Genomic DNA, 15,764 nt, shown 5'->3' with positions numbered 1-15,764 from the left:
CCGCGAAGTGCCCGCTCATCGTGGGTTCGTTTACGCGGGCACGACAAGCGGGCGTAGGGTCAAAGGGGAGTAAAATCGTTCGGTTAGCTGACCTTGGTTTATGTACATGAACACCTGGATTGGCTGGAAACAGACCTCAGCGCATCAGCTCCCCCGCGTTGACCAGCAGCGACTGTCCCGTGACGGCCCGCGCCCGGTCCGAGGCCAGGAACACCGCCGCGTCCGCCACGTCCCCGTCCGTCGCCAGCTCCGGCAGCGCCATCCGTTCGGTCAGCCGCCCCAGCACCTCGTCCTCGGGCACCCCCTCCGTATGTGCCGTGAACTGCACGTACGCCTGCACCGGCGGCCCCCACATCCAGCCCGGCAGCACCGTGTTGACCCGGATCCGGTACGGCCCCAGCTCGCGCGCCAGCGAGTACATCGCGCTGGTCAGCGCGCCCTTGGAGGCGGCGTACGCGGCCTGCCGCACCTGCGAGGGCGCGGCGACCGCCGACTGCGTCCCGACGAACACGACCGCCCCGCCCTGCTCCTTGAGCCCCGGCAGGCACGCCCGGGTCATCCGCAGGCTGCCCAGCAGGTTCACGTCGATGACCGAGGCCCAGGTCGCGAAGTCCGCGTCCTCGATCCCGCCGAAGTAGGAGTCCCAGGCGGCCACGTGCACCACCGCGTCGATCCCGCCGAACCGCTCCCGCGCCAGCGCGGCCAGCGCCTCGCACTGCGCCTCGTCGGTGATGTCGGTGGCCCGGAACGCGGTCCTGGTGCCCTCCGGATCGATTCCGGCCGCGCTCTTCGCGAGGTTCGCCTCGGTCCGCGCACCCAGCACCGCGTTCCCGCCGTCCCGTACGACGGCCGCCGCGACCTGGTGCCCGAGTCCGGCGCCGACTCCCGAGACGACGACGGTCTTGCCCGCGAGCAGCGACATGGAAGCCTCCTGAACCCTGGCGCTTTATCTGACGGAGCGTCAGAGTATGGGCGACCACCGGAAAGGGGAACCGCATGAGCGACGACACCCGCAGTGACGTCTACGCCGAACTCGCCGCCGTCGGGCCGTACGGCGTCCGCCCCGGCCACGCCCTCATCACCATGGTCGAGCCGCACCCCGGGCACGAGTACGCCTACAACCGCTGGTACGAGGACGACCACTACTACGCGGGCGCCATGGCCATGCCCTGGATGTACGCCGGCCGCCGCTGGGTCGCCACCCGCGACCTCCAGCTCCTGCGCTACCCCGAGAAGTCGGCCGTCGCCCAGTCCGTCACCGCCGGCTGCTACCTCTCCACCTACTGGATCACCGACGGCCGCTACGCCGACCACATGAAGTGGACGGTCGGCATCAACAAGCGGCTGAACCGGGACGCCCGGGTCTACCAGGACCGCACCCACGTGTTCACGGCGTTCCAGGACCACGAGGCGACCGTGTACCGCGACGGCGCCGCCGGGCCGCGCGACTTCCACGCCCTCGACCATCCCTACCCGGGACTGGTGCTGGAGGTCGTCGACAGCGAGACGCCCGAGCAGCGGGCGGAACTGCTGGAGTGGCTGCGCGGCCGGCACCTGCCGAAGCGTCTGGCGGGTTCGCCGAGCGCCATGGTGACCGTCTTCCGGCCGACCCCGCTCCCCGGCGACCGGATGACGTACGTGAAGCAGGTGGAGGGGGTGGACACCCGGCTGACCCTGCTGTGGTTCCTGGAGGCCGACCCCCGGGAGGTGTGGGAGGAGCACTTCACGGCCCTGGACACCGAGGTGGCCGCCACGGAACTCGGCACCGTCCAGTTCGTCGCCCCGTTCATACCGACGATCCCGGGCACGAACCGGTACGTGGACCAGCTGCGGTCAGCCGGGTAGCCGGGCCCACAAGCCCGGCCACCCGGCTCGGCCGGGCACCGCGGTCACTTCAGTTCGTCGGGGCACGGGGTGCCGCGGGGGAGCTGGTACGGCGCCGCCAGGCGGTACGTGCCCGCCTTCGGTGCCAGCAGCTCCGTCCACTTGTCGCCCTTCGCGTCCTCGGGGGTCTCCGCCAGGCAGCCGTTGACGTTGACGTACGTCTTCGGCGTGCCCTCGGCCCGGTGCTTGGACGCCTGGGTCTCCTGCGGTGCCTTCAGGCTCTTGCCCTTGGCGTCGACGATGCTCAGCCACGGCGAGTAGGGGATCCGGATCAGGATCCGGCCGGCCTTGCGGACCTCGATGGTCAGTTCGCCCTGCTCGGCACTGTCCACCACCGCGTTGGGCTCGGCCAGCGGGACCGGGTCGGTCACCCTGAACAGCTGCCAGTTCGCGTCGCCCCAGATCTGTTTCAGGTACGGCATCCCGCGCCGCACCAGCGCACGCTCCCGCTCACCGCCGTCACCGTCCGGTTCCCCCTTCGGCAGGACCACGAAGTGGACGGCCCACCGCTGGAGCCACTCGTGGTAGTTCGCGGAGTTGAGGGTGTCGTCGTAGAAGAGCGGGTTGCGCTCCATGTCGGCCTGCCGGTTCCAGCCGCGAGCCAGGTTGACGTACGGCGCGAGCGCGGACGCCTCCCGGTGGGACCGGGCCGGGACCACCTCGACGCGGCCCTTCTCGGCGCCGACCTGCTGGAGCTGGTGGACCAGCGGGGCGAGCTCACGGGCCCAGGACGCGGCCGGGGTGGTGTGGATGATGTCGTCGACCGACTTGAAGCCGATCCAGCCCACGAAGCCGAGGAAGGCGAGGACGGTGACGTAGTACTTGCGCGAGCGCGGGACCGTGTACGGGAGGGCGGCGATCAGGGTCGCGCCGGCGAACAGCATCGGCAGCCGCGAGATGTTCGAGCCGATCTGCGAACTGACCAGCCACACCAGCACCACCCCGAGGCTGTACACGGCCGCCGTCAGCCGGACCGTCCGCCACTCCTTGGGGACGAGGAACAGGCACAGCAGGCCGTACGAGAGGGGCAGGATCACCGAGCCGATGGTCATGGGCTGGGTGCCGGAGAACGGGAACAGCCAGGCGGACACCGCCACCACGGCCGCGGGCGCCAGACCGAGCGCCCAGGCACCCGGCCGCCGCTTCTGCAGGAACAGCGCGACCGCGACCAGGCCGACGAAGAGCCCGGCGACCGGGGACGACATGGTGGCGAGCGCGGCCAGCGGCGCCGCGACCAGCGCCTTCGCCCACCGTTTGTGGCGCCAGCGGTACGGCCAGCAGAACACGGCGCCCACCGCGCCCAGCGCGAACACCGTGCCCAGCCCGAAGGTGACCCGCCCGGAGATCGCGTTGCAGATCAGCGCGAAGACCCCGGCGGACGCCGCCCACAGCGGGTTGCGTACCGCCCGGCTGCGGATCAGCAGCAGGGTCAGCAGACCGGCCGAGGCCGTGCCCGCGATCATCATCGTGGTACGGACGCCCAGCACCGACATCAGGTACGGCGACACCACGCTGTACGACACCGGGTGCATACCGCCGTACCAGGCGAGGTTGTACGCCGAGTCCGGGTGCCGCCCGACGAACTCGGCCCACGCGTCCTGCGCCGCCAGGTCCCCGCCGCTGTTCGCGAACGTGAAGAACCAGATGACGTGCAGGATCCCGGCGATGACGGTCATCGAGAGCACCGGATGGCTCAGCAGCCGCCGGCGCAGGGGTTCGGCGGCGCGCAGCAGCCGGGCGGTGCGGCTGTTACTTCCCGTACCGGCCGGGTCGGCTGTGACGCCCGGGTCCGCCGAGGACCGGGTTATTCGCCGGCCGGACACCGGACCCGGATCGGCGTTGTCGGCGCGTGTCGGCTCCGCTGTGGCCACCTGAAGGCACTCCCCGTGTCCCGTCTTCTGTTCTCGGCCGCGTTCCACGGTGTTGGCGGCCGCTTCCCGTCCAGTTCGCGGCCGCGTCACGGCGTCCGGCGACCTGCCCCGATTCGCGACGCTAGCACGCACCCCGCCGTGGGGCCCTGGGGTGGGCCGCCATCAGCGGGGTGCGGTGACGGAATGCCGGTTATGGGTCAGCCGAGGCGGGTCAGCTTGGCGGCGAACCCGGGCTCCGCGAGATCCTTCTCCAGGGCGACCGGAACCTGGACGGCGGAACCGGAGCCGTCACCCACGGTGAGGGTGCCGACCTTGGTGCCCGCCTTCGCGGTGTGCGGGACGTCGTCGGCGGCGAACGTCAGCTTCACCTTCAGCCCCGACCAGCCGACCGCGGTGACGTCCTTGGTCGCCACCACGGGGGTACGGCCGCCGAGGCGGTCGTCCACGTAACCGACGACATCGCCCTTCTTGTAGATCGTCGCCGACCTGAGGGCGCCCTGGGCCGCCCGGATCAGCCGGTCGCCGGCGTTCAGGGCGGCCTTGAGGATGCTGTTGTCGTTGCTGGCGTTGGCCGGCTGCCGTATCACCGCGCCGATGACCGTGCGGGTCTCGCCGTTCACGTCCTTCTTCGCGGCGAAGACCAGGTTGCCGAGGGCGGAGGTGGTGGTGCCGGTCTTGATGCCGACCACGTTGTTCTGGCCGACCAGCTGGTTCCAGTTGCCGTGGTTGACACCCTTGTAGTCGTCGTACGACATCATCGCGGCGACCTCGCGGAACACCGGCTCGCTCGCCATCGCCGCCTTCGCCAGCTTCACCTGGTCCACGGCGGTGGACACCGTCGAGTTCGTGAGGCCCGACGGGTCCGTGTACGTGGTGTTGGTCATGCCGAGCTTCTTCGCCGTGGCGTTCATCTTCGACACGAACGACTTCTCGGAGCCGGCGTCCCAGCGGGCGAGCAGCCGGGCGACGTTGTTCGCCGAGGCGATCAGGATGGACTCCAGGGCCTCGCGCTGGGTGATCGAGTCGCCCGCCGTCACGTCGACGGTGGACTCCTGACCGGCGTTCGCCTGGTCCTGGGCGGCCTTGTCGATCTTGATCTTCGGGCCCGCCGCGCCGCTCTTCAGGGGGTGGTCGCGCAGGATGATGTACGCGGTCATCACCTTGGCGACGCTCGCGATCGGCACCGGCTTCTGGTCACCGGAGGAGCCGAAGGTGCCGATGCCCTGCACGTCGAGCGCGGCCTGTCCGTCGGCCGGCCAGGGGATGTCCACCTTGCTGCCGTCGAAGGTGTACGTGTCCTTCGCGGTGAGGTCGAGGGTGGGCCGGGGGAGCGGGCGCAGGGTCTGTACGACCGCAAAGACGATCAGGAGGACGATGACCAGGGGCGTCCAGATCTTGACCCGGCGCAGGGCGGTCCTGACCGGGGTCTCCGGCGGCCGGGGCGTGTTGGTCAGCTCGGCGAGCAGGTCCAGCGGGGGCTTCGGGGGGAGCGGCTGCTGGGTGGTGTGCTCGGGGCCGACCTGGGGGATGACCGAGGTGCGGGTGGTGGACGCGGTCTCGGGCCTGCCCTCCGCACCGCCGTCCGGCTTGGCCTCCGGCTTGGCGCCCGGCTTGGCGCCGGGCTTGGCGCCGGGCTTGGCCTCCGGCTTGGCCGACGGGGTCGAACCCGGCTTCAGGTCCGACTTGAGGGCGACGAACTTGCTGGTGCGCTCGGCCTCGGCCTCGGGGGTCTTGGGCTTGGGGGCGCCGCCCAGCTTGAGCATCGTGGTGGGCTGGTCGACCTGCTGGGCGCGCGGAGCCTTGAGCGTGGTGGTCGGCTGATCCACCACCTTCCCCGGCCCCCGGCCATCGTTGTCAGCACCACCGCCGTCGGCCCCGGCGTCGGCTTCGGACGCGTCCTCGGGCTCGGCGTCGGCAGGCGTGGCGTCGGCTTCGGACTTGTGTTCGGGCTTGGCGTCCGTGGGTGTGGCGTCGGCCTTGGGCTTGTGTTCGGGCTTGGCGTCCGTGGGTGTGGCGTCGGCCTTGGGCTTGTGTTCGGGCTTGGCGTCGGCGGGTGTGGCGTCGGCCTTGGGCTTGTCTTCGGGCTTGGCGTCCGTGGGTGTGGCGTCGGCCTTGGATCGGTCCTGAGGCTTGGCGTCTTCGGGTGCGGCGTCGGCTTTGGGTCGGTCCTCGGGCTTGGCGTCGGCGGGTGTGGTGCCCGGCGCCCCTCCGGCTTCGGGGTTCGCGTCCTCGGGTTCGCCGTCCGTCCGCGCGCCGGGCTCGGGCTTCGCGTCCTCCGGGGTGGCGGGCGAAGCCGCCGCGACCGGCTCGGCCTTGGCGGCCTCGGTGGCCGACTTCGGCTGGGCCTCGGGCTCGCGGGCCGGGCGGGCGTCCTCCGGCTCGGTCGTGGCCACCGGCCTGGCGTCCTCGGGCTCGCCCCCGGCCGTGGACTCACCCTCGGCCTCAGCCTCTTCGGGCTCGGCGTCCGTCTGCGCGCCGGTCCCGGCCTTGGCGTCGGCGGGCGCGGTGCCCGACTTGCCTCCGGCTTCGGGCTTCGCGTCCTCGGGCTCGGCGTCCGCCTGTGCGCGGGTTCCGGGCTCGGCGTCGGCCGGTTCGGCCGGGGTCTTGAAGTCGCTCTCGGGGTCGGGGACTTCGGTTACGGCGGCGGCCTTGGGCTGCTCGGCGTCCCGCTGCGGGCCGGGTTCGGGCTTCGCGTCCTCCGCGTCGGCAGGTGAAGTCGCCGACGCGCTCGTGGACTTGGCGGCGTCGCCGTCGGCCTCCCGCTGGGCCGCCGGCGTGGCGTCCTCGGGCTCCGTCTCCGGCGCAGCCGTACCCTTCGGGGCGGTCGCCGCCGCAGGCTCCGCGTCGGGGGCGTCGGTGGCGTTCTCCGGGGCCCCGGGGGCCTCCGGGGCCTCCCGGCCCTCCTGCGGGCGCTCAGCGCCCTCCGCGGGCTCCGTGGCCGCCTCCGCCCCCTCCGGCTCCTCGTCGGAGGTGCGCACCCACGTCGCCACCGCCTCGCGGAGCTTCGTGTCGTCTTCCCCGGCCGCCTTCGGGTCCCGTACCGAGAAGACCCGGGTGGCGGTGTCCACACCGCCGGCCGTCTCCTTCGCGGCGGCCACCGCCAGCCGCGGATCGCGTGCTTCGGGAACCGAACCCGCGCTCCCCGACGTCGGTTCTGCCGACGACTCGCGCTGCTTCGACCTGTCGGGGGACTCGCCCGCCACCGATGCCTCCTCCACGCTTCGCACGTCTCCGTGCGCTGTCCGAACCATGTACCAGTGTCCTGTGTGCGGGCTTAACCCCTGGCGTAGACGAGAACGACATACCTACCGGTTCCCTTACGAACCGGTCACGCACCCTCGACAGACCAATGTGAGAGGGGTCACCCTGTCATTCATCCACGCGGGGAGGCATGGATGGGCAGGAGCCGCAGAACACTTCCGGAGGAGCTTCTGCTGCTGGCACTGGACCCGGCCACGGGTACCACTGCGCAGCCGCAGTCGCTCGACCTCGGTCTGGCCGGAGCACAGCTAGTGGAGCTGGCGCTGGCCGGACGGATAGCCCCAGACGGGGATCGTATCGCCGTGGTGCAGCCACGGCCGACTGGAGATCCGACTTTGGACTGCGCGTTGGAGTTGCTGCGAAGGCGTGGCGCTCCCGTGCGGGCTGTGCACTGGATCGGCGGACCCCGCCTGGGGCTCCGTCAGGTCTACCTCTCGCATCTCGAACGGTGCGGCATGGTCGCCGCCGTGGCGGGCCAGATGTGCGGGGTGCTGCCGACCACTCGCTACCAGGCGACGGACAACGCCGTCACCCGGGAGATCCGTGGCCGGCTGGACTCGGCGATCCGCACCGGCGTGCCGCCGGACCCGCGGACCGCGGCGCTCGCCGCCCTGGCCCACGCGGTGGGCCTCGGCAAGCACCTGTATCCGGGCAACGAGGGGCGGTCCTCTCGTTCCAGGCTGCGGGATCTGATCCGGCACGACCCGATGGGTGGGCTCGTGGCCCACGCCGTCATGGACGTGCAGAACGGCGCGGGCGCCCAGCCACGCCGTAACCAGGCGCCGGCTCCGGCCGGTCCGGGCCCCAGGCCCGGTGCGCCGGAACCCGCACGCGGTGTTCCGATGCAGCCGCGCCGAGGCGCGATGGCACGCGCCGTGGTGCACTGAGCGACACACGGCACCTCAGCACCACACCAGCACCAACCCAGCACCCTTGAGACCCGGTTCGGGAGCCGCTGGTCCGAGCGGGGCGACGAGGCACACGTGGCAGTGCGTGCCCCGCCGTCCCGCTCGGCCGTCTCCGGGGCCCGGGTCCGGGGTATCCGGAACGTGCCCGAACTGACGCGTACGCGCCGCATATCCGGTGTTTCCCAGCGGTAGGAAGCACCTTGGTGGCAGTCTGCTCAACAGCAGATACGCAAAGTGGTAGTTACAGGCAGGCAGCCGGAGGTGCACGTCCCGTGGCGTCCAATGTCAATCCCACCGTCAGGCGGCGCCGGCTGGGCCAGGAGCTGCGCAGGCTCCGTGAGCTCAAGGGCATGACGGCGGAGGAAGTCGCCGAGCGGTTGCTCGTCTCCCAGTCGAAGATCAGTCGGCTGGAGAACGGGCGCCGGAGCATCAGCCAGCGTGACGTCCGCGACCTGTGCGGGGTGTACGAGGTCGAGGACCAGCGGGTCGTCGAGTCCCTGATGGAGATGGCCAGGGATTCGCGCCAGCAGGGGTGGTGGCACGCGTTCGGCGACATCCCGTACAGCGTCTACATCGGCCTGGAGACCGACGCCGAGTCGCTGCGGGTGTACGAACCCCAGTTGGTCACCGGCCTGTTGCAGACCCGGGCGTACGCCGAGGCGCTGGTGCAGGGCGCGTTGCCGGAGACCTCGGCCGCCGACATCGAGAAGCGGGTCCAGGTCCGGATGCGGCGACAGGAACGTATCACCGCGGAGAGCAACCCCCTTCGGCTCTGGGTGGTCCTCGACGAGGCCGCGCTGCGCCGCCTGGTCGGCAACAGGCTGGTGATGCGCGAGCAGCTGGAGTACCTCATCGAGATGTCCCAGCAGCCGCACATCACCGTCCAGGTGCTGCCCTTCGAGTGCGGCGCCCATCCCGGCGTCACCGGCCAGTACGCGATCCTGGAGTTCGCCGACACGGCCGACTCCAGCGTCGTCTACCTGGAGGGCGTCACCAGCGACCTGTACCTGGAGAAGGCCCACGACGTGCAGAAGTACGCCGTGATGTACGAGCACCTGCGCGCCCAGTCGCTGAACGTCGAGCAGTCCCGGCAGTTCATCGCCGACGCGGCCAAGGAGTACGCCCGTTGAGCCGTCTCAAGCTGTGAGCGCCGGATAGTACACGGAGGACACGCTCCAGCGGAAGTCTCCAATGGAATATGCCATCCGGTCGAGTGAACGGGTACTCCAGGTGGGGAAGTTGCCTAGTAGCGTCGATCACGCCAACCGGTCAGAAAGGTTGGCGTGAATCGCACTACAGCAAGCACCACTGCAACTCGCTACAGGAGTGGACATGGCACTGCTTCAGGGCGCCACGGAGACGTGGACGAAGTCCTCCTATTCCGCAGGGAACGGGGCGTGCGTCGAGGTCAAGTCGCCGACGACCGCAGGACTCGCCGTACGCGACTCCAAGGTCGAGGAGGGCCCGGTCCTCGCGTTCCCGGCCACCGCTTGGAACACCTTCGTGGCCTCGGTCAAGGCGTAGGGGGGCATTCCCTGACCCACCGCGCACGCATCCGGCTACGACAACTGCACAAGCGTCACCCACAGAGCCCTCTCGACTAGCCCGCCGTCCTTGCCGAGGGGGCTCGGCTTGTGCCCGTCAGCCGTCCGACCGGCGGACGGGAAAGGCGACGTCGCACACCGGGTCCTCCGGCCCCGCCGCGTCCCAGTCCGCGAAGTAGACCTCCCGGCACGGGCCGTCGTACGACAGCCCGTCCTGGCCGGCGATCCACCGCTCCACCGCCTCGAAGGCCGCCATGATCTGCGGATTGGCCACCTGCGCCTTCCGGATCCGGGTGTACGCCAGCGTACGCGCCGGCTCGACGCGCACCTCCGTCTCCCAGGGCCGCCCGTGCCGCTCCGCCCACCTCCGGGCCGCCGCCTCGTCCGCCACCGGGACACAGGCCTGGGCCGGTCCGTCGCTCTCCAGGGACACCTCCGCGTGGTACACGACGAACGGCGACCCGGTCACACCCCCGCACTCCCGTGCCGCCGCCTCCAGGCGCCCCAGTGAGGCGCCGATCCAGGCCGGCAGCTCGTCCGCCAGCGTGTGCCGCGTCTCGGTGATCACCACCTGCGCGGGCACCTCCACCGTCTCCACCGCGAACGACTCACCCATCTCCGAACTCCTCCCGGAAAGCTGTCCACGGAGGTATGCGGCAAGGGTCCGCTGCCCGGCGAACCGCTGCTCCACGTCCGCCCAGTAGGCGGCCAGCAGCCCGGCGGCCGTGTCCCCGTCCGGCGCCGCCACCACCTCGGCGATCCCGGCCAGCGGCATGTCCAGCCTGCGCAGCAGCGCCACCAGCCGGGCGCGCCCCACCTGGCCGGCGCGGTAGTAGCGGTAGCCGGTCGCCCCGTCGACGTGCGCCGGGGCCAGCAGGCCGAGGCGGTCGTACAGCCGCAGGGCCTTCGCCGAGAGCCGGGACCGGGCGGCGAACACGCCGATCGGAAGCAGTTCCTCGTCCTCCACGCCCACATCCTCCGTCACCGGACGGTTCCCTCCCGCCCGACGACCAGGAGACTCCCCCCTGCCCCAGGGGCAAGGTCAACCCACGTCCGGGTACGGCCCGGCAACCACGCGGGAGGCGGCACTGCAACCGCGCCCCGGAGGCAGTGCGGCCGCCGCGTCTGGAGCGGGCACGGCAACCGCGCCCGAAGGGGGCGCGGCCACCGCGTCCGGAGGCGCACGGCCACCGTGTCCGGAGGCGGCGCGGCAGCCGCGCCCAGGCGGTGCGGTCGGATCAGCCGATGGCCTGCTCCACCGCCGCCACCACCTCCGGCGACCCCGGCTCGGTCTGCGGCGAGAACCGGGCGACGACCTGGCCGTCGCGGCCGATCAGGAACTTCTCGAAATTCCAGCGGATGTCCCCGGTGTGCCCCTCGGCGTCGGCGAACCCGACCAGGCGGTCGTAGAGCGGGTGCCGGCCCTCCCCGTTCACCTCGACCTTCTCGGTCATCGGGAAGGTCACGCCGTACGTCGCCGAGCAGAACTCGGCGATCTCCTCGGCGCTGCCGGGCTCCTGGCCCAGGAACTGGTTGCAGGGCACCCCGAGCACGGTGAAGCCCTGCGCCGCGTACTGCTCCTGGAGCTTCTCCAGGCCGCCGTACTGCGGGGTCAGGCCGCACTTGGAGGCCACGTTGACAATGAGCACGGCCTGGCCGGCGTAGCGGCTCAGGTCGGCGGAGCCGCCCTGTAGCGCCCCGATCTCGACGTCGAGCACGGACCCGTTGTTCTCAGTAGTCGTCATGAGCGGATGCTAACTCCGCCAGGTGACCGCCCAGGTTCCCCGACCTCGTTCCGCCCTCGTGCCGACCCTGTTCCGCCCTCGCTCCGCCCTCGTGCCGACCCTGTTTCGCCCTCGCTCCGGCCCCGTTCCGACCCTGTTTCGCCCTCGCTCCGGCCCCGTTGCGGCCCCGTTCCGGCCTCGACCAGCACGTCCCCCGCCGCCGTCCGCGAGTACAGCACCGACCGCCCGGCCCGCCGCCGCTCCACCAGCCCCGCGTCCAGCAGCACCCTCAGATGCCGGCCGACCGACCCCAGCCCCTGCCCGGTCACCGCGGTCAGCTGGGTCGTGCTCATCGGCGCGCCCAACAGCACCAGCACCCCGGCACGGGCGGCCCCCAGCAGCGCGGTCAGCGCCGCCGGGACCTGCTGCGCGGTGGGATCGGCGAGGGCCCCGGCGCAGGAGTAGACCAGGGCGTAACGGTCGGGCTCCTCCCAGGACACCCAACCGGACTTCGGCGTGACCGGGACGAGCAGGAGATCCGCGCCGGAGATCGCGCGCGGCGGGTACTCGTGCAGATTGACCTGGAGCCGGTTGGAGCCCAGCCAGCGGGTCCGGCCCGGTCGCAGCGAGTCCAGCACCTCGGCCCAGCCGCCCCGGCTGACCTGCGCGGTCCTGGCCACCACATCCGCCTCCAGGATCCGCCGCCGACGGTCCCAGTCGGGCCGTACGGCCGTCTCCCACACCCACGTCAGCAGCTCCGCGGCCCGGCCGGGCAGGTCGTCGCGGTCCAGGGCGGCGGGAAGGGGGCCGCCGAGGGAGACCCGCAGGTGCGCGCGGGCGGCGTCCGCGGGGGCCGCCCCCACCCGTGCGATACCCGCCTCCGCGCTCTCCCCGTCCCGCGGTGTGGGGGTGAGGAAGTCGGCGATCCACTCCCGTCCGAGCCCGGCCCGGACGAGCAGCGCGGTGACGGGGTCGGCGGCGAGCCGCGCCCGGTACGCGGGCAGGTACGCGTCCAGCCAGCGCCGCTCGCCGGGGTGCGCGGGCGCGCGGACATGCAGCAGCCTGAGGCTCGCGAAGGTCTCGGCGAGCGGCGACAGCACGAACCGGCTGCGGGCGAGCGTGTCCGCGTTGAGCTCCCACCAACCCATGGAGATCCCCCCGTGTCGGAGCCGCTCCCCAGGGCCTAGCGGGCGCCGAGGACCTTTCGCGCTCACGCGAAACAATAACGCCCGCCACACCCTCCCCCGAGACTCCCGACCATGCCCACCGCACCCACCGGTTACCGATCCCTGTTCCGCACCGCCGAGTTCACCCCTCTCTTCCTCGGCTCCGCCGCCCACAACGCCGGCGGCACCGTCGGCGGCCTCGCCTTTGGCACGCTCGTCTACCGCAGCACCGGCTCCCCGCTGCTCTCCGCCCTCAGCATGTTCGGCCCCTCACTCGCCCAGGTGCTCGGCGCGACCTTCCTGCTCTCCGGCGCCGACCGGCTGCCGCCCCGCACCACCCTCGCGGCGATCTCCCTCACCTTCGCCGTCGCCACCGCGGCCATGGCGCTGCCCGGTCTCCCGCCCGCCGTGCTGCTCACCGGCGTCCTGCTGCTGGGCCTGGTCGCCGCGCTGGGCGGCGGGGTCCGCTGGGGGCTGTTGAACGAGGTCCTCACCAAGGACGGCTATCTGCCCGGGCGTTCGCTGTTCAACATGATGAGCGGGCTGGTACAGGTCGCCGGGTACGCCACCGGCGGCGCCCTGCTCGCCACCGTCTCCCCGCGCACCTGCCTGCTGCTCGCCGCCGCCCTCTACCTGACGGCCGCCGTCGTGGTCCGCCTCGGCCTGAGCACCCGCCCGCCCCGTGCCGCGGGCCGTCCCTCCGTCGCGGCGACCTGGCGCACCAACGCCACGCTGTGGTCGTCCCGTCCACGCCGGCTCACCTATCTGGGCCTGTGGCTGCCCAACGGCCTGGTGGTCGGCTGCGAGTCGCTGTACGTGTCGTACGCCCCGAAGTCGGCCGGCACCCTCTTCGCCTGCGCGGCCCTCGGCATGCTGGCCGGTGACCTGAGCGTCGGCCGGCTGCTCCCGCCCGCCGTCCGCACCCGTCTCGCGACCCCGCTCCTGCTGCTCCTGGCCACGCCCTACCTGGTCTTCTTCCTGCACCCGGCGCCGGCGCTCGCCGCGGGCTGCGCCGCCGTCGCCTCCGTCGGATTCGGCGCGAGCCTGGTCCAGCAGGAGCGGCTGATGAAACTGACACCGGACGAACTCAGCGGCCACGCCCTCGGGTTGCACTCGGCCGGCATGCTGACCATGCAGGGCGTGGCCGCCGCGCTGGCGGGCTCGGTGGCTCAACTCACCTCGCCCGCCGACGCCATGACACTGATGGCGGGCGCGTCGCTCGCCGTGACGCTGCTGCTGGCTACGGCCGCTCGGCAGCACCGGACTGCCCCGGTGCCGGCCCCCTCTCGGCCGTGATCTCCGCGGCCGTGATCTCCGCGGCTGTGGTGTCCGTGGCGGTGGTGTCCGCGGTTGCGGTGCCCGTGGCGGTGGTGTCCGTGACGGTGGCCTTCACAGCCGTGGTCTCCGCGGCCGTGATCGCGGCCGGGGTTCCCGCGGCCGCGACCTCCGTGGCCGGGGCGAACTTGTCGGCGACGGCGGCGATCTGCTCGATCCCCGCCTTGAGCGCGGCCCGCCCGTCCGCGGCGTGCCGCCCGCCTGCCGCGTGCCGTCCGTCCGTCTCGTCCGGCGCGGCCGCCTCCCGGTCGTTCTTCTCGACCTCCTGGTCGAGCCGCTTCGTCGCCCGGTCGAAGTAGCGCAGCAACTCGACCGGGAAGGGCATCACCAGCGTGGAGTTCTTCTCGGCGGCGACCTCGACGACGGTCTGCAGCAGCCGCAGCTGCATCGCCTCAGGGGTGTCGGCCATGATCCGGGAGGCGTTGGCGAGCTGCTGCGCGGCCTGGAACTCACCGTCCGCCGTGATGACCCGGGCCCGCCGCTCCCGCTCCGCCTCGGCCTGCCGGGACATGGACCGCTTCAGCGACTCCGGCAGCTGCACGTCCTTGATCTCGACGCGGTCGATGTGGACGCCCCACGCCGCGGCCGGGCTGTCGATCATCAGGGCCAGCCCCTCGTGCAGCCGTTCCCGGTCGGTCAGCAGGTCGTCCAGGTCGCTCTTGCCGATGATGGAACGCAGCGAGGACTGGGCGACCTGGCCGACGGCGAAGACGTAGTCCTGCACCTCGATGGCCGCGCGCACCGGGTCGGTCACCCGGAAGTAGACGACGGCGTCCACCTTCACCGACACGTTGTCCTTGGTGATGCCCTCCTGGGTGGGCACCGGCATGGTGACGACCTGGACGTTCATCTTGCGCATCCGGTCGGCGAAGGGAATGAGGAAGGTGACGCCGGGCTGCCGGTACCCAGGCAGCGCCTTGCCCCACCGGAACACGACCCCGCGCTCGACCTGGTTGACCACGCGCATCCCACTGCGCAGCACCAGCAGTACCGCCGCGACCACCAGTACGACCCCTACAACGGCGCCGTCCATGGGCACACTCCGTTCTCGACGTGACCCGGACAAAAATCCGGCCAAGAAGAACGACACCGGCCGAGCCCGCCCGGATGCGGCCCCCGGCGTCAGGAGTGTGCAAAGAAAGCGGCTCGTGCCCTCAGGCCGCCGCGCCGGGGACGTCCAGTTCGCCCTCGACGTACTGGGCGCGGCCGAAACCGAAGGACCAGTCGGCCGCGGTGTTCTCGACGTAGCCGATGAACACGTCCTCCTTGGCGACCCCGACCTCCGCCAGCGCCGCGGCGATCGCGGCGTACAGCTGCTGCTTCACCTCGGTCGAGCGGCCGGCCTGGGTGAAGATCTGGATCATGACGACCCCGGCACCGCGTTCGAAGCCCAGTCCCGCGTCGAGCGCGACGACCCGTCCCGCCTCGTGTTCGGTGACGATCTGGAAGCGGTCCCGTGCGGGAATGCCGAGCACGTCGACGACGGCGGCGTGGACGGCGTCGGCGACGGCGCGGACCTGGTCGTCGTCGCGGCCCTTGACCAGGTCGATACGGACCAGAGGCATGGTGAACTCCTTCGGACGCGGCACCCGGTTCTGTTCCTCCAGCGTGCTCCGGAACGCCCGATAGCACAAAGACCTAGGTGTTCCACCATCGATAAGGAATCGGAATAGAGGCAGTTCAGCGCGGCGTAGACTGTGTTCATGGAGGTGGCTCATGGAGGTCCGCACCCTGCAGTACTTCCTCGCGGTGGCCGAGGAGAAGTCGTTCACGCGGGCCGCGGCGCGCTGTCATGTCGCCCAGCCGGCGATCAGCCGGCAGATCCGCGAGCTGGAGCGGGAGCTGGGGGAGGCGCTGTTCGAGCGTGACTCCCGCACGGTCCGGCTCTCCACGGCGGGCGCCGCGCTGCTGCCGCACGCCCGCGTGGTCACGGGTGCGGTGGCCGCGGCGAAGGCCGAGTTCGCGGCCCGCTCCGGGCTGCTCACCGGAAACCTCTCGCTGGGAGCCGCCGACGGTGTCGAACACAGCAGCCTGCCCGCCCGGCTCGGCGCGTTCCACCGCCAGTAGTACC

At 71.7% G+C, this 15,764-nt stretch carries 14 protein-coding genes; 6 read left to right on the top strand and 8 right to left on the bottom strand.

The features are described 5' to 3' along the window. Nucleotides 1-136: 136 nt before the first annotated feature. Nucleotides 137-922, bottom strand: a complete 786-nt coding sequence (locus AB0958_RS15440; protein WP_366890923.1) for an SDR family oxidoreductase — start codon at nucleotides 920-922, stop codon at nucleotides 137-139. A gap of 74 nt (nucleotides 923-996) precedes the next feature. Between AB0958_RS15440 and AB0958_RS15435 the strand changes: the two genes are divergently transcribed. Beyond that, complete coding sequence (locus tag AB0958_RS15435) at nucleotides 997-1,845, top strand: hypothetical protein (RefSeq protein ID WP_366890922.1); 849 nt, start codon at nucleotides 997-999, stop codon at nucleotides 1,843-1,845. Nucleotides 1,846-1,889: 44 nt separating this feature from the next. Here AB0958_RS15435 and AB0958_RS15430 read toward each other — a convergent pair whose 3' ends face one another. Both AB0958_RS15430 and AB0958_RS15425 read right to left on the bottom strand, forming a co-directional pair. Next, nucleotides 1,890-3,755, bottom strand: coding sequence for an MFS transporter (locus tag AB0958_RS15430; RefSeq protein ID WP_366890921.1), 1,866 nt, complete (start codon nucleotides 3,753-3,755; stop codon nucleotides 1,890-1,892). Between the two features lie 197 nt (nucleotides 3,756-3,952). Beyond that, nucleotides 3,953-6,973 (bottom strand): D-alanyl-D-alanine carboxypeptidase, encoded by a 3,021-nt coding sequence (locus AB0958_RS15425; protein WP_366890920.1) that lies wholly within the window; start codon nucleotides 6,971-6,973, stop codon nucleotides 3,953-3,955. Nucleotides 6,974-7,150: 177 nt separating this feature from the next. Between AB0958_RS15425 and AB0958_RS15420 the strand changes: the two genes are divergently transcribed. The 3 genes from AB0958_RS15420 (at nucleotide 7,151) to AB0958_RS15410 (ending at nucleotide 9,448) form a co-directional block, all read left to right on the top strand. Further along, nucleotides 7,151-7,903 (top strand): GPP34 family phosphoprotein, encoded by a 753-nt coding sequence (locus AB0958_RS15420; protein ID WP_132891559.1) that lies wholly within the window; start codon nucleotides 7,151-7,153, stop codon nucleotides 7,901-7,903. 293 nt (nucleotides 7,904-8,196) lie between these two features. After that, a complete protein-coding gene (locus AB0958_RS15415; protein ID WP_132891558.1) occupies nucleotides 8,197-9,054 on the top strand; it encodes a Scr1 family TA system antitoxin-like transcriptional regulator in 858 nt (285 codons plus the stop codon). A gap of 202 nt (nucleotides 9,055-9,256) precedes the next feature. Beyond that, nucleotides 9,257-9,448: a DUF397 domain-containing protein gene (locus AB0958_RS15410; protein WP_358973975.1), complete on the top strand. Its 192-nt coding sequence runs from the start codon at nucleotides 9,257-9,259 to the stop codon at nucleotides 9,446-9,448. 117 nt (nucleotides 9,449-9,565) lie between these two features. Here the strand turns inward: AB0958_RS15410 and AB0958_RS15405 are convergent, their stop codons facing one another. The 3 genes from AB0958_RS15405 to AB0958_RS15395 form a co-directional block, all read right to left on the bottom strand. Beyond that, nucleotides 9,566-10,453 (bottom strand): MerR family transcriptional regulator, encoded by an 888-nt coding sequence (locus tag AB0958_RS15405; RefSeq protein ID WP_366890919.1) that lies wholly within the window; start codon nucleotides 10,451-10,453, stop codon nucleotides 9,566-9,568. A 253-nt stretch (nucleotides 10,454-10,706) separates the two neighbouring features. Next, nucleotides 10,707-11,213, bottom strand: a complete 507-nt coding sequence (locus AB0958_RS15400; protein ID WP_366890918.1) for a glutathione peroxidase — start codon at nucleotides 11,211-11,213, stop codon at nucleotides 10,707-10,709. Further along, nucleotides 11,210-12,340 carry a helix-turn-helix domain-containing protein gene (locus AB0958_RS15395; RefSeq protein WP_366890917.1) on the bottom strand — a complete coding sequence of 377 codons (1,131 nt, stop codon included), beginning with the start codon at nucleotides 12,338-12,340 and terminating at the stop codon, nucleotides 11,210-11,212. Before AB0958_RS15395 ends, AB0958_RS15400 begins: the two co-directional genes overlap by 4 nt. Before the next feature lie 111 nt (nucleotides 12,341-12,451). Here AB0958_RS15395 and AB0958_RS15390 point away from each other — a divergent pair, with 111 nt between their 5' ends. After that, a complete protein-coding gene (locus AB0958_RS15390) occupies nucleotides 12,452-13,654 on the top strand; it encodes an MFS transporter (RefSeq protein ID WP_366890916.1) in 1,203 nt (400 codons plus the stop codon). Here AB0958_RS15390 and AB0958_RS15385 read toward each other — a convergent pair. Both AB0958_RS15385 and AB0958_RS15380 read right to left on the bottom strand, forming a co-directional pair. After that, the gene (locus AB0958_RS15385; RefSeq protein WP_366890915.1) at nucleotides 13,599-14,726 is read right to left on the bottom strand and encodes a slipin family protein; all 1,128 of its coding nucleotides are present in this window, start codon (nucleotides 14,724-14,726) and stop codon (nucleotides 13,599-13,601) included. The two genes, AB0958_RS15390 and AB0958_RS15385, sit on opposite strands and share 56 nt — an antisense overlap. Before the next feature lie 121 nt (nucleotides 14,727-14,847). Then, on the bottom strand, nucleotides 14,848-15,258 hold the full coding sequence (locus tag AB0958_RS15380) for a tautomerase family protein (RefSeq protein WP_366890914.1): 411 nt from the start codon (nucleotides 15,256-15,258) through the stop codon (nucleotides 14,848-14,850). A gap of 151 nt (nucleotides 15,259-15,409) precedes the next feature. Here AB0958_RS15380 and AB0958_RS15375 point away from each other — a divergent pair, with 151 nt between their 5' ends. After that, nucleotides 15,410-15,760, top strand: coding sequence for a LysR family transcriptional regulator (locus tag AB0958_RS15375; protein ID WP_366890913.1), 351 nt, complete (start codon nucleotides 15,410-15,412; stop codon nucleotides 15,758-15,760). Nucleotides 15,761-15,764: the final 4 nt, after the last annotated feature.

Source organism: Streptomyces sp. NPDC006655, from assembly GCF_040703965.1.
Classification (GTDB): Bacteria; Actinomycetota; Actinomycetes; order Streptomycetales; family Streptomycetaceae; genus Streptomyces.
Note: the sequence above shows the minus strand (reverse complement) of the source record. Positions and strands in the feature narration are given on the sequence as shown.

Excerpts from the sequence above, each read along its gene's own strand:
- AB0958_RS15380 (WP_366890914.1), bottom strand. The coding sequence starts at position 15,258 with ATGCCTCTGGTCCGTATCGACCTGGTCAAGGGCCGCGACGACGACCAG.
- AB0958_RS15440 (WP_366890923.1), bottom strand. The coding sequence starts at position 922 with ATGTCGCTGCTCGCGGGCAAGACCGTCGTCGTCTCGGGAGTCGGCGCC.
- AB0958_RS15400 (WP_366890918.1), bottom strand. The coding sequence starts at position 11,213 with ATGACGACTACTGAGAACAACGGGTCCGTGCTCGACGTCGAGATCGGG.
- AB0958_RS15375 (WP_366890913.1), top strand. The coding sequence starts at position 15,410 with ATGGAGGTCCGCACCCTGCAGTACTTCCTCGCGGTGGCCGAGGAGAAG.
- AB0958_RS15395 (WP_366890917.1), bottom strand. The coding sequence starts at position 12,340 with ATGGGTTGGTGGGAGCTCAACGCGGACACGCTCGCCCGCAGCCGGTTC.
- AB0958_RS15390 (WP_366890916.1), top strand. The coding sequence starts at position 12,452 with ATGCCCACCGCACCCACCGGTTACCGATCCCTGTTCCGCACCGCCGAG.
- AB0958_RS15385 (WP_366890915.1), bottom strand. The coding sequence starts at position 14,726 with ATGGACGGCGCCGTTGTAGGGGTCGTACTGGTGGTCGCGGCGGTACTG.
- AB0958_RS15420 (WP_132891559.1), top strand. The coding sequence starts at position 7,151 with ATGGGCAGGAGCCGCAGAACACTTCCGGAGGAGCTTCTGCTGCTGGCA.
- AB0958_RS15435 (WP_366890922.1), top strand. The coding sequence starts at position 997 with ATGAGCGACGACACCCGCAGTGACGTCTACGCCGAACTCGCCGCCGTC.
- AB0958_RS15410 (WP_358973975.1), top strand. The coding sequence starts at position 9,257 with ATGGCACTGCTTCAGGGCGCCACGGAGACGTGGACGAAGTCCTCCTAT.